This window comes from Bradyrhizobium sp. AUGA SZCCT0176 (assembly GCF_018130145.1).
In the GTDB taxonomy this organism is placed as follows: domain Bacteria; phylum Pseudomonadota; class Alphaproteobacteria; order Rhizobiales; family Xanthobacteraceae; genus Bradyrhizobium.
This window is the reverse complement of the sequence record NZ_JAFCMB010000001.1, coordinates 440,881-453,685: the sequence shown is the minus strand read 5'-3', so window position 1 is coordinate 453,685 and position 12,805 is coordinate 440,881. Positions and strand designations below refer to the sequence as shown.

The following is a 12,805-nucleotide window of genomic DNA, read 5'->3' as shown; positions in this document are numbered from 1 at the left end:
CCCGGCCTTGAGCCGGGACCCATACGCCGTGCCGTCAATGGTCACGGGAAGTGCAAGTGGCCTTGCTGAAGCATCCCGCTCCTGCAACAGACGACCGGGGTTATGGGCCCCGACGTTCGCCGGGGCGACGCGATCAAATCCCCGCCATCATCACGTATTTGATCTCGACATATTCTTCCATGCCGTGATGCGAGCCTTCGCGGCCGAGGCCAGACTCCTTGACGCCGCCGAAGGGGGCTACTTCGGTTGTGATCAGCCCGGTGTTGACGCCGACCATGCCGGACTCCAGCGCTTCGGCGACCCGCCAGACCCGGCCGAGATCGCGCGAATAGAAGTAGGAGGCCAGGCCGAACGGCGAGGCGTTGCACAACGCGATCACCTCGGCTTCGTCCTTGAAGCGGAACACCGGCGCCAGCGGCCCGAAGGTCTCCTCGTGCGCGACCAGCGCGTCGGGCTTGACGTTGGCGAGCACTGTCGGCTCGAAAAAGCTGCCGCCGAGCGCATGACGCTTGCCGCCGGTGACGATCTTGGCGCCGCCCTTGACCGCGTCCGCGATGTGCTTCTCGACCTTGTCGACCGCTTCCATGTTGATCAGCGGGCCCTGCACCACGCCGGCTTCCGTGCCGTCGCCGATCTTCATCGCCGCGACCTTGGCCGAGAGTTTTTCGACGAACGTGTCGTAGATCTTGTCCTGGGCGTAGATGCGATTGGCGCAGACGCAGGTCTGGCCCATGTTGCGATATTTCGAGACGATGGCGCCTTCGACGGCGGCATCGATATCGGCGTCGTCGAACACCACGAACGGCGCGTTGCCGCCGAGCTCGAGGCCGAGCTTCTTCACGCCGACGGCGGCCTGCTGGTACAGGATCTTGCCGACTTCGGTCGAGCCGGTGAAGCCGACGAAGCGCACCGCCGGGTGTTCGCACAGCACCTTGCCGATCGCCGAGGAATTGCCGGTCAGGATGTTGAACACGCCCTTCGGCACGCCGGCTTTTTCGGCGAGCGCCACCAGCGCCAGCGCGGTCAGCGGCGTTTCATTGGCAGGCTTGAGTACCACCGTGCAACCCGCGGCCAGCGCCGGGGAGACTTTGCGGGTGATCATCGAGCAGGGGAAATTCCACGGCGTGATCGCGCCGCAGACGCCGATCGGCTGCTTGATCGCGAGCAACCGCGCATCGGCGCGCTGGGTCGGGATGGTTTCGCCATAGACGCGGCGGGCTTCCTCGGCGAAAAATTCGACATAGGCGCCGCCGATATCGACTTCGCCGAGCGCTTCCGTCAGCGGCTTGCCCTGCTCCGAGGTCAGGATCAGCGCGATGTCTTCGCGATTGGCGATGATCAGGTCAAACCATTTGCGCAGGATGTTGGAGCGCGCCTTGGCAGTCAGCTTGGCCCAGGCCGGGAACGCGCGCTCGGCGGCTTCGACCGCTTGCGTCGTCTCCGCGGTGCTCATGACCGGAATTTTTGCCAGCTCAATGCCATTGACCGGATTGGTCACCGGCTTGGACGCCTTCCCGGTCCATGCGCCGTCGATATAGCACTGCTCGCGCAGCAGCGAGGGATCCTTCAGGCGGTCGCGCAGGGAGGGGGCGGATTGCGAAGCGCGTGCAGCGACGGGCGGGTTCATGGCGTAACTCCTCGGATTTTTTGGGGTATTGATCCGAGTATAGGCCTATTCAGCCGGCATTGCATCGGCCGCAAAGGCAGGGCTGCTGATCGTCATTACGGGGCGTAAAGCGAACCCGGAATGACAGCCTCAACTCACGCCGTGCCGTTCATATACGTTTCGCGGCGGCCGATCATGCGTTCGGCGGCGGCCTTGGCGTCGGCCCGCGAGGACGTCGCACAGGTGCGGTATTCGAGATCAGGCAGCTTGGCGTTGCGGCGCGAGAACCAGGATTTGGAACCGACTTGCAATTGCGCCAGCGCCACCGCGACATTGTCGACCGCCTCGAACGAGTGCAGCGCGCCGGTACCGGCAACACGGACCTCATAGATGCCGGGGCTGATCGGGGCCTCGATGTTTTCAGCGCGGCCGGGGCGGGGGTATCGTTTCCACTCACTCCAGGTCGAGATCATCGCGGCATCCTCACAATGGGAAAAACTAAAACCATTTTCATCAAATCATTCAGTTCGGGGGCAGCGTTTCCGCTGGAATCTGAATGTCTTACTGCAAAGAATCAGCACCGGAAATCATTATGGAATCAACTTATCGTTTGCGCCCGGAGCGGTCACCGATATTGCTGCTGATCCACCGCGAATTGTGGCGCAGTGTTGCAGTTTTGTGTCGCTCTCCTTCCCCTCTCCCTGCGCTAGCCATCAACCCATCACGAGATCGCGACATCAACGGCAAGGCGCCGCGAGCGCTTGCGGGATCGCGATGGCGGGGGGAAGATCGCGGCACTCCATAACAACAAACGGGAGGTGACCCATGCAAAGCAAAGCTCAGATCGACCAGGTTCTGCGTCAGAAATGCGAGGCCAAGGAGATTCCAGGCGTGGTCGCTGTCGCGGCGACCGACAGCGAGGTGATCTATCAGGGCGCGTTCGGCAAACGCGACCTCTCCAAGGACGATCCGATGACCGCCGACAGCGTGTTCTGGATCGCCTCGATGACCAAGGCGATCACGTGCGCCGCCGGCATGCAGCTCGTCGAGCAAGGCAAGCTCTCGCTGGACGAACCGATCGGCAAGCTGCTGCCGGATTTGGCCAACCCGCAGGTGCTGGAAGGTTTTGACGCCAAGGGCGAACCGAAGCTGCGTCCGGCCAAAAAGCCGATCACGCTGCGCCATCTCATGACCCACATCGCCGGCTACTGCTACGACGTGTGGAACGGCGACATGGGCAAGTATCAGGAGAAGACCGGAACCCCGAATATCTTCAGCTGCCTGAACGCCGCGCTGAAGGGGCCGATCATGTCCGATCCCGGCACGCGCTGGGAATATGGCATCAACATCGATTTCGTCGGCAAGGCGGTGGAAGCCGCGAGCGGCAAGCGCCTCGACACTTACCTGCGCGACCACATGTTCACGCCGCTCGGCATGAGCGACACCAGTTTCAAGATTACGGATTCCCAGCGCCAGCGGCTGGTCGGCATGCATGCGCGCGGCGAAGACGGCGCGCTGGCGCCGATCCCGTTCGAGCTCGAACAGAATCCGGAATTTCATATGGGCGGCGGCGGCCTCTACAGCACGGCGGCTGATTACATCAGGTTCACCCAGATGATTCTCAATAAGGGCAAGGGCAACGGCAACCGGCTGCTGAAGCCGGAAACCGTCGCGTTGATGGGCCAGAACCACATCGGCGATCTCACCATAGGCAAGATGCCCACCATGGCGCCGATGTACACCAACGATGTCGATCTCTATCCGGACATGGTGAAAAAATGGGGGCTGAGCTTCCTGATCAACACCGCCAAGACGCCGGAGGGCCGCAGCGCGGGCAGCCTCGCCTGGGCCGGCCTTGCCAATACCTATTTCTGGATCGATCCGGCGCGTAATGTCTCCGGCGTGATCCTGATGCAGATGTTGCCGTTCGTGGATCACAAGTGCCTGGAAGCCTTTGCGGGCTTCGAGCGCGGCATCTATGCCGGGCTTGATGCAGGGAGTGGCCAGAGGGCGGCTTGAACGCGAACTGTCGGGACGCGGTCCGACCCATCCACAAATTGTCGTCCCCCGCGCATGCGGGGGACCCAGTACGCCGCGGCCTGTCGTGCTATCATCGGCGCCTCTGGAATACTGGATCCCCGCTCCAGTGCGCAATTGCGCACAAGGCGGGGATGACACCGAGGGTGTGGCACGATGACCGAACCAACCGCCAGTTACGTCTCCGGCACCGCCGATGCGCCGTTGCTGGGCGATACCATCGGACAAAGCCTCGATCATGCGGTGCGGCGCTGGGGTGACCGCGAGGCGCTGGTTTCGCCAAGCCATAATGTCCGCTGGACCTGGAAGGAATTCGCCGAACGCGTCGACGCGCTGGCGGCCGGGTTTCTCGCGCTGGGCCTCGAACGCGGCGCGCGGATCGGCGTCTGGTCGCTCAACCGCCCGGAATGGACGCTGACGCAGTTTGCCGCCGCCAAGGCCGGCATCATCCTCGTCACCATCAACCCGGCCTATCGCCTCAGCGAACTCGAATTCGCATTGGCAAAGGTCGGCTGCGCAGGGATCGTGACCGCGACCGCGTTCAAGACCTCGAACTACATGGAGATGCTGAACACGCTGCTGCCCGAACTTGCCAAATCGACGCCCGGCGAATTGCAGGCGGCGCGGCTGCCCAAGCTGCGCGCGGTGATCCAGATCGGCGGACCGCCCTCGCCCGGCACCATCGCGTTCGAGGACGTGACGCGGATGGGCAGCGCGCGGCACCGCGAGACGCTGGCGGAACTGGTCAAAACGCTGCAGTTCGATGATCCCGTCAATATCCAGTTCACCAGCGGCACCACAGGCTCGCCCAAGGGCGTCACGCTGACGCATCACAATATTCTCAACAACGGCTATTTCGTCGGCCGCGCCATGCGCCTGACCGAACAGGACCGCATCTGCATCCCGGTGCCGCTGTATCATTGCTTCGGCATGGTGATGGGCAATCTCGCCGCGGTGACGCTCGGCGCCACCATGGTTTATCCCGGCGAGGGTTTTGATCCGCTGGCGACGTTGCAGACCATCGAGAAGGAACGATGCACCGCGCTCTATGGCGTGCCGACCATGTTCATCGCCGAACTCGATCATCCCGAATTCTCGCGCTTCGACCTGAAATCGCTGCGCACCGGCATCATGGCCGGCGCGCCCTGCCCGGTCGAAGTGATGAAGCGCGTCAACAACGAGATGAACATGGGCGAGGTCACGATCGCCTATGGCATGACCGAAACCAGCCCTGTCAGTTTCCAGAGTTCGACGGATGAGCCGCTGGAACGCCGCGTTTCCACCGTCGGGCGGATTCATCCGCATGTCGAGGTCAAGGTCGTCGATCTCGAGGGCCGCATCGTGCCGCGCGGGATGCGCGGCGAACTCTGCACCCGCGGCTACAGCATCATGCTGGGTTATTGGGACGAGGCCGAGAAGACATCGGACGTGCTCGACGCCAATGGCTGGATGCACACCGGCGACATCGCGATCATCGACGCCGAGGGCTATTGCAACATCGTCGGCCGCATCAAGGACATGGTGATCCGCGGCGGCGAGAACCTGTATCCGCGCGAGATCGAGGAATTCCTCTATCGCCATCCCAAGATCCAGGACGTGCAGATTTTTGGCGTCGCCGACGAGCGTTATGGCGAGGAGCTGTGTGCCTGGGTTCGCGTCAGGCCCGGCGAGACCCTGACCGCTGAGGAGGTCCGCGCCTTTTGCCACGGGCAGATCGCGCATAACAAGATTCCGCGCTATGTCGAGTTCGTCGACGAATTTCCGATGACGGTGACGGGGAAGATTCAAAAATTCCTGATGCGCGACGCGGTCGAGGCGAGGCTTGGGTTGAAGGCGGCCACGACGGCGTGAGTTTGAGGGCGCGTCGTCCCGGCGCAGGCCGGGACGACGAGGATATGGTTTCGCCACCAATCCAAATCACAGACACGTGCCGCTGCCTGCCATGTCGCCGCAGGGGACGCGCTTGGAAAGCTGCTGAGCTTTTTTCTTTGCATTGGCCTGCGCGTTGGTTTCGAAAACGCTGCGCGGCGCGAGCTCGGTCGCACGGCGATAATCGGCGGCGGCCTTTTCGGAATCGTTCTGCGCCTCGTAGACGCGCGCCCGCGCAACATAGCTCTCGATGGTTTCGCGGCGCTCGATCGCCTCGTTGAGATCGTTCAGGGCCTTCGGATAATCGCGCAGCGCCGAGAAGACGCTGCCGCGCAGCGTCAGCGCCGACGCATCCGAAGGCCGCGCCTTGAGGACGAGATCGAGGTCCGCCAGCGCGTTGCGCGTCTCGCCCTTGCCAAGGTAGGCGCGGGCGCGAAGCGTGCGCGCCATGCTGTCGTCCGCCGTCTTTCCCACCACGGTATCGAGCGCGACGATCGCGCGATCGAACTGGCCCGAGTTGACCAGGGCAAGTCCGCGGCCGAAGACGGCGGTCTGGTTGGTTGGATTTCGCTCGAGCACGGCGTTGATATCCGCCAGCCCCTCGGCCGAGTTGCCCTTCATGAGCAGCACCACGCCGCGGGCGGCCTTGGCCAGATCGTACACCCGCGCCAATGCCAGCGCCTGGTCGAAGTCGGTCAAGGCCTTGTCGAGCTGATTGAGCGACATCTGGGTGATGCCGCGCTCATAGAAGGCGGGGCTCATCCTGGGGTCGATCGCGATCGCGCGATCGAAATCGGCAAGCGCCTCCGGGACCTTCCCCAACTGTCGATGCACGACGCCGCGGCTGTAATGGGCTTGCGCGCTGTTGGGGTTGATCTTCAGCGCCGCTTCGACATCGACGAGGCCCTGGTCGGGCTGTCGCATGGCAGCCGACGTCACCCCGCGCAGCGAAAGCGCCGTCGCGTCATTCGGCCGGAGCTTGATCAGTTCATCGAGGTCGGCGCGGGCCTCGGCGAGTTGTCCGAGCCTAGTGCGCGCGCTGGAACGGAGCTGCAGCGCGGCCTCGTCGCGCGGATCGGCTGTCAGCACCTGGTTCAGGAGCCCGACCGCATCGGCGTATTTGGCCTGGACGATGAGCTGCCGCGCCCGATCGATCAACGGCTTGCCGGCGGCATTGCCTGATGGCGCGGCTTGCGGCAGCGGCGGGGTGATCTGGTCGGCCAACTCGGATGCCGACGGCGCCGGCAGCGCCTTCGGCTTGTCCTTGTCGCTGCCTTTGTCGTTGCCTTGAACCTTCGCCAGTTCCGTCTGCATCGCCAGCGTCGATTGGCGCAGTTGCTTCGCCGCCGCACTGTCCGGCGCCACCGCCAGGAGCGCGTCGAGGTCGGCCAGCGCACGGGTGTAATCGCCTTTGGAGCTGTAGAGCTGGGCGCGCGCGAAATAGGGCGCCATGTCGTTCTTCGGCCCCTGCGCGATAGCCCGCGAAAAATCCTCGATGGCGCGATCGATGTCGCCCTTGCGGCGGTAGGTCTGCCCGCGCCAGTAGAACGCTGCCGGCACATTGACGTTGATCGCAATGGCCGCGTTCAGGTCGCTGAGCGCCTTGTCGAGCTGACCGCTTTCCGAATAGGCACGGCCGCGGCTGACATAGGCTTGCGCAAAATCCTGACGCGCCGCGATGGCCTCGTCGAAATCGCTGATCGCTTCCGGCCAGTTCCGCTGCTGGGAACGAAGATTGCCGCGCGAGAGCAGCGCGAGCGCGTTCTTCGGTTCGATCTCCAGCGCGCGGTCGAAATCGGCCTTGGCCAGATCCAGTTTGCCCGTTCGCTGATAGGCGACGCCCCGCTGCAGCAGCGCCTGAACGGAATTGGAATCCATCTTCAGCGCCGCTTCGGCATCCGCCAGGGCCAGATCGATCTTCGACGTATTGAGATAGAGCCGCGACCGGCCGAGATGCGCCTTGACGCGGTCTTCCGGCGGACGCGCGGTATCGTTGATGATGGCTGCACACGCAGCTTCCACCCTGGCGGGCGGCCCGCTGTTGCAATCCGCCAGATCATCCGCAACTGCCGACGCCTGTGGCTGGCACAACGCAGCCGCCGCAATGGCCGCGAGAAACCAATTGCGGAGAGCGACTTGCTTTTGTTTGGGAGGAACCAGAGCCGACCTCCGTGCCGCAATACCAATGGGTGAACAAAATATCGAGATGGGGATGGAAACGCAATTTAGCAGTATCTTCGTCGTCCCGGCCTTGCGCCGGGACCCATACGCCGCGGCCAACTTTGTCGAAAACGGAAGATCACGACCAAACATACCAGACAATTGCTGCCTGTGGTTATGTGTCCCTGCGTTCGCAGGGACGACGTGGATATAGCGTCACGTTCCCGCAACGCAATGCGCCCGAGTTGTACATGTCGTTTCGCGCCTTCCGTGAACAGAGGGCGCGGGGAATGCCGGATGCGCGCTGCACCCGCGGTCTCGTGTGCGAATTGTGCAAAGAAGCTGCACACGAGCATACAGGGCAGCGGAGAGCATCCGACATTCCCTGCGCAGTGGCTTTACGACTTATGACGCGCTCTCCCCGGTGAGACGGCCTCTATTGCCACCGTCGCCTCGCAGATTACTCCGCAAGACTTGACGCCGTTACGGGCGCCAGGACCACACGCTTTCGCCGTACGCCTTTGCCGCGACCGTCAATCGCAACATCAGCGTCCACCGCAACCCGCCCCTCGTTGTGACGATGGCCAACGCCCCTCTGAGTGGGACGGGATGCGGAGGATGTAACCGGTGAGTCGGGGGTGGCGTCAAGAGAAACTTCCGTAAAACAGAAATTATTTCGATATTCGGCCTCGCTCAAAACGCATGTACTCTACAACCATAGCTCGACACAGACAGCAACTACCTGATAGCGTTCCTAGGCTTACAGGCAGACTTGTTGTCTCGTTATTGAGGCATATGAACCAATGTTGAGGGCTGTCGCTCCTCGACGCTCCTGGACGGCGCGCTGGTATAATTGCACGTCGTACGCATAAGAGTGCCTGTAAGCTCATTTTTTTGGGGACGGTTTTGTCGAAACTTTCGTTGCTCAAGAGTGCGTCTTCGCTCTCCGATGTCGCAGACCTACTGGGCTTCTCCCCGAGTGGCTTGTCCTTCGTTCTCTACAAACAGAGCGCGCTGGCCAAGTACAAGAAATTCGAAATCCATAAAAAGACCGGCGGCACCCGCGACATCTGCGCTCCCATTGGCGCCATGAAGGCAATCCAGCGCGAGCTTGCCACGGTATTGAATGCCTGTCGGGCCGAAATCCTAGAAGCGACCCCACGCCGCCCGCTTTCACATGGGTTTCGGGAATCCCTGTCCATTATTACAAACGCACAAAACCACACAGCCAGACGGCACGTTCTCAACGTCGACTTGGCCGACTTTTTCCCGACCTTCAATTTTGGCCGCGTTCGCGGATTCTTCCTCAAAGACAAAGATTTTTTCCTGAACGAGAAAGCCGCAACCGTGCTCGCTCAAATCGCTTGTTTTGAAAATACCCTGCCACAAGGAAGTCCTTGTTCCCCAGTTATAGCGGATATGATTGCTCACGTGCTTGACGTGCGCCTCGTAGGTCTCGCTAAGAAAAATAGAGTGACGTACTCGCGATATGCCGACGATCTGACGTTTTCTACGAACCAGAAAGATTTTCCCGAGGATCTCGCCAAACCAGGTGCTGGGCCAGCGGACCCGTGGATTGTTGGCGATGAGCTTCTCAAGAAAATCGAAGGCGCCGCTTTCAAGGTCAATCCTACGAAGACGCGCATGCAATTTCGCGGAAGTCGCCAAGTAGTAACCGGTCTAACCGTGAACACGAAGGTTAACATCTCACAGCGGTATTGGCGTTCAATCAGATCGATGTGTCATGCGCTCTTCCAAAAGGGCGAGTACCACCACCCTGCGCCAAAAGCCGGAACTCCGCCTGGCTCAGCCCTCGTAATGATTAACAGCCTAGAGCCATTAGCTGGCATGTTGAGCCATGCGTATCACGTGAAGCGAAAGAGCCTGAGGTTCCCGGACGAGAAAAAAGAGGACGTGGTCTTTGGCCAAACGGATCATCGTCGGTTCTGGTTTTACAAAGCGTTTGTCGCGCCAACGCGGCCGCTCATCGTCTGCGAAGGACCAACCGACAACATCTATCTGCGTAACGCTATTCGACGCTTAACTGCCTACCATCCTAAGCTCGGCAATATGACGCCGCATGGATTCAAGTACGGCGTCGCCTTGTTCAGTTACACGAACCAAATCCACAAAATCTTGGGCATTTCAGGTGGAATTGGTCCACTCCTCACCCTCGTACACGGGTACAAAAAACAACTTAAGGAATACAAGTTCCGACCCATGGCACACCCGGTCATTGTCCTCGTCGACAACGACACGGCGCTCGGACAAAAAGTTTGCAATTCATTGAAGAAGCACTTTGGCGTCGACGTAACGCATCACTCCCCAAGCTCCTTCTTTCATTTGACCGACAACCTTTATCTGGTGAAAACGCCGTTAGTCGGAATCCTAGCGATGACATGCATCGAGGATCTCTTCGACGCTGCGACGAAAGCAATGCCACTCGACGGTAAGACGTTTCATACTGAAAAGGCAGGATTCGATCCGACTAAGCACATCGGAAAAGCACCTTTTGCAACAAAGGTCGTTTCGCCTAACGCAGCGGCAATCTCTTGGAACGGCTTTGTTCCTCTTTTAGACCGTATCGTGGCCGTTCAGAATGATTATTCCGCAAAGCTTGGGACGACACCGCTGGCAGCACTCCCTCACACTCCAACTCTAGCACCTCTCAGCCCAGCTGCCGGCCACCCGTAACCGGGGAGCTGAGCCAACAGAGGATAGAGCTAACGCCCAAAGTGCTCGCGATATCTGGGTTTCACGACGCAGGATTGTTGGATCAAGACGTGGATGCCCGGGTCAAGCCCAGGGCATGACGAGGTGAGAGGTTGACCCCTCTCTCGCCCCTAAACCGGCAGTCCATTCTTCTTCGCCAGTTCCTTCAGCGACACCTGCGGCCTTGCCCCGATGTGCTGGATCACTTCAGCCGCCGCGAGCGCGCCGAGGCGGCCGGAATTTTCATGGCCGGCGTTACGGACGAGGCCGAACAGGAAGCCGGCGGCGAACAAATCGCCGGCGCCTGTCGTGTCGACGAGCTTTTGAATCGGGAAGGCCGGCACCGCGACGACGCCGTCGCTGGACGCCACGACGCAGCCCTTCTCGCTGCGGGTGACGATGCCGAGTTTGGTGTCGGCGCGCAGCTGTTTTAGCGCGACGTCGAAATCCGCGGTCTCGTACAGGGATTGCAGTTCGGCCTCGTTGGCGAACACGAGATCGACCGTGCCCTTGCGCATCAGATCGAGAAACTCGTCGCGGTAGCGGCCGACGCAGAACGAATCCGACAAAGTCAGCGCGACCTGACGGCCGGCGCCGTGCGCGATGGTCGCGGCCTTGACGAAGGCTTCCTTGGCGTTCTTCGGATCCCAGAGATAGCCTTCGAGATAGATGATGCTGGAGGCTTCGATTTGCGCCGCGTCGATGTCGTCGGGCATCAGTTCCTGCGCCGCGCCGAGATAGGTGTTCATGGTGCGCTCGCCGTCCGGCGTCACTAGGATGTAGGAGCAGCCGGTGGCGGGGCCGCCGCTTGCCGCCCTGGTTTCGAACGCGACGCCGGCAGCGCGGATGTCATGCGTGTAGAGGCCGCCGATCTGGTCGTCGCGAACCTTGCCGACATAGGCGGCGCGCGCGCCGAGATTGGCGATGCCGACGATGGTGTTGGCGGCGGAGCCCCCGGACATTTCGGTGGCCGGGCCCATATCGGCGTAGATCGCCGTGGCGCGCGCCTCGTCGATCAGCGCCATGCCGCCCTTGGTCATGCCATGGCGGCCGAGAAAGGCCTCGTCGGTCTGCACCAGCACGTCGAAAATCGCATTGCCGATCCCGAGAACGTCATATTTTGCGTCGGCCATCTCACCGTCCTGTTGCAGCCATCATGAAGGGCGGGGCCTATCACGGCCGGCGCAAGGCGTGAACCCATAAATGGCGTGAATCGATAGATTCAGATTGGCCGGCCGACGTCCGCCTCGCGCGCAGGACCGACACAAGCCGGACATCGCGCCAGGTCCGCTTTGCCACCATGAGGGCGCTATCGCAGCGGCATGACAAAGGTGAAGCGGGTTTCCTCAACCGTCGATGTCACGTTAAGCGAACCCTCGTGCGCCTTTGCGATCTGCGACGCGATGTGGAGCCCAAGGCCAAGCCCCTGCCGGCTGGCGCGAACCTCGCCGCGGAAGAAAGGCTCAAACAACTTCTCCATCGCGGCCTCGGGTATTGGCTCCCCGCCATTGGCGACCGACAATTTGAACAGCCCGTCCTCCGTCACGGCGCGGACGCGCACCGGTTCGTTGGTCGCGCCGTGGCTGAGCGCGTTTCCGACCAGATTGGAAACCAGCTGTCCAATCCGGATTCGATCGCAATTCACGGGAGCGTCGATGGCATACTCGGCTTCGATCTGGCGTCCCGGCGACGACAGCCGCAGTTCGTCGATCACCTGATGCAGCATCCGTTCCACGGGTGCGTTGGCATTGCGGTCCAGAATAATGCCGCCACCGAGCCGGCCTCGCGCAAAATCCAGCACGTTGTCGATCAGCCCGGCCATCCGCATCACGGTGGTCTCCAGCATCGCCAGGATCTGGTGCTGTTTTTCCGTTGTTGCATCCCGTCCCAGAATGCGCGCGCCGGCGCTGATCGACGCCAGCGGGTTGCGGAGGTCATGCCCCAGCACCGCGATGAACTGTTCGCGCAATTCGGAATTCTCGCGCTCGCGCGCAAGGCCCATCGCGGCCGTGTCGCGCGCTTCCAGAAGTCCCCGCTCATATAGTCTTCGATCGACGGCCTTGATCAGGGCAATCCGCGTGAACAGAGTTTTTCCGCCGGCGTCCCGGCCATCGGTGGCGCTTGCAATCATCTGCAGATGCTCGCCGGCCGCGGTCACCATGTCGATGGCGAAGCCGTCGAAGAAGCCCTGCATCCGCAACAGCGGCGCGATGTGGGTTTCGTAGTAGATGCGGCCCGCCATGTTGAGGAAGCCAGAGAACGGCTTGCCGATCATTTGATCTGGTGTGTGGCCGGTCCAGCCAAGAAGCTTCCGGTTCACCCGCGCGATACGGCCATTGGTCAGCAGCGTGACATAGCCGCAAGGCGCGTTGTCGAACATGTCCTGGAAATCGTCGATGCGGCGACTGTCCACCGCGCCGC

General features: G+C 61.5%; 8 protein-coding genes. 3 read left to right on the top strand and 5 right to left on the bottom strand.

From position 1 onward, the window contains the following. Positions 1-133 precede the first annotated feature (133 nt). Positions 134-1,627, bottom strand: coding sequence for an NAD-dependent succinate-semialdehyde dehydrogenase (locus tag JQ600_RS02175; protein ID WP_212386345.1), 1,494 nt, complete (start codon positions 1,625-1,627; stop codon positions 134-136). A 134-nt stretch (positions 1,628-1,761) separates the two neighbouring features. Beyond that, on the bottom strand, positions 1,762-2,079 hold the full coding sequence (locus JQ600_RS02170; RefSeq protein WP_212263231.1) for a hypothetical protein: 318 nt from the start codon (positions 2,077-2,079) through the stop codon (positions 1,762-1,764). A gap of 352 nt (positions 2,080-2,431) precedes the next feature. Here JQ600_RS02170 and JQ600_RS02165 point away from each other — a divergent pair, with 352 nt between their 5' ends. Next, a complete protein-coding gene (locus tag JQ600_RS02165; RefSeq protein ID WP_212386344.1) occupies positions 2,432-3,625 on the top strand; it encodes a serine hydrolase in 1,194 nt (397 codons plus the stop codon). A gap of 174 nt (positions 3,626-3,799) precedes the next feature. Further along, the gene (locus JQ600_RS02160) at positions 3,800-5,494 is read left to right on the top strand and encodes an AMP-binding protein (RefSeq protein WP_212386343.1); all 1,695 of its coding nucleotides are present in this window, start codon (positions 3,800-3,802) and stop codon (positions 5,492-5,494) included. Positions 5,495-5,560: 66 nt separating this feature from the next. Here the strand turns inward: JQ600_RS02160 and JQ600_RS02155 are convergent, their stop codons facing one another. After that, entirely contained in the window at positions 5,561-7,603 is a 2,043-nt protein-coding gene (locus JQ600_RS02155) for a tetratricopeptide repeat protein (protein ID WP_212386342.1), read from the bottom strand. A 975-nt stretch (positions 7,604-8,578) separates the two neighbouring features. Here JQ600_RS02155 and JQ600_RS02150 point away from each other — a divergent pair. Next, the gene (locus JQ600_RS02150; protein ID WP_212489646.1) at positions 8,579-10,366 is read left to right on the top strand and encodes a retron Ec67 family RNA-directed DNA polymerase/endonuclease; all 1,788 of its coding nucleotides are present in this window, start codon (positions 8,579-8,581) and stop codon (positions 10,364-10,366) included. 149 nt (positions 10,367-10,515) lie between these two features. Here the strand turns inward: JQ600_RS02150 and JQ600_RS02145 are convergent, their stop codons facing one another. Beyond that, a complete protein-coding gene (locus tag JQ600_RS02145) occupies positions 10,516-11,517 on the bottom strand; it encodes an adenosine kinase (protein ID WP_212386339.1) in 1,002 nt (333 codons plus the stop codon). A gap of 176 nt (positions 11,518-11,693) precedes the next feature. Further along, positions 11,694-12,764 (bottom strand): PAS domain-containing sensor histidine kinase, encoded by a 1,071-nt coding sequence (locus JQ600_RS02140; RefSeq protein ID WP_212489720.1) that lies wholly within the window; start codon positions 12,762-12,764, stop codon positions 11,694-11,696. Positions 12,765-12,805: the final 41 nt, after the last annotated feature.

Excerpts from the sequence above, each read along its gene's own strand:
- JQ600_RS02175 (WP_212386345.1), bottom strand. The coding sequence starts at position 1,627 with ATGAACCCGCCCGTCGCTGCACGCGCTTCGCAATCCGCCCCCTCCCTG.
- JQ600_RS02170 (WP_212263231.1), bottom strand. The coding sequence starts at position 2,079 with ATGATCTCGACCTGGAGTGAGTGGAAACGATACCCCCGCCCCGGCCGC.
- JQ600_RS02165 (WP_212386344.1), top strand. The coding sequence starts at position 2,432 with ATGCAAAGCAAAGCTCAGATCGACCAGGTTCTGCGTCAGAAATGCGAG.
- JQ600_RS02160 (WP_212386343.1), top strand. The coding sequence starts at position 3,800 with ATGACCGAACCAACCGCCAGTTACGTCTCCGGCACCGCCGATGCGCCG.
- JQ600_RS02145 (WP_212386339.1), bottom strand. The coding sequence starts at position 11,517 with ATGGCCGACGCAAAATATGACGTTCTCGGGATCGGCAATGCGATTTTC.
- JQ600_RS02140 (WP_212489720.1), bottom strand. The coding sequence starts at position 12,764 with ATGTTCGACAACGCGCCTTGCGGCTATGTCACGCTGCTGACCAATGGC.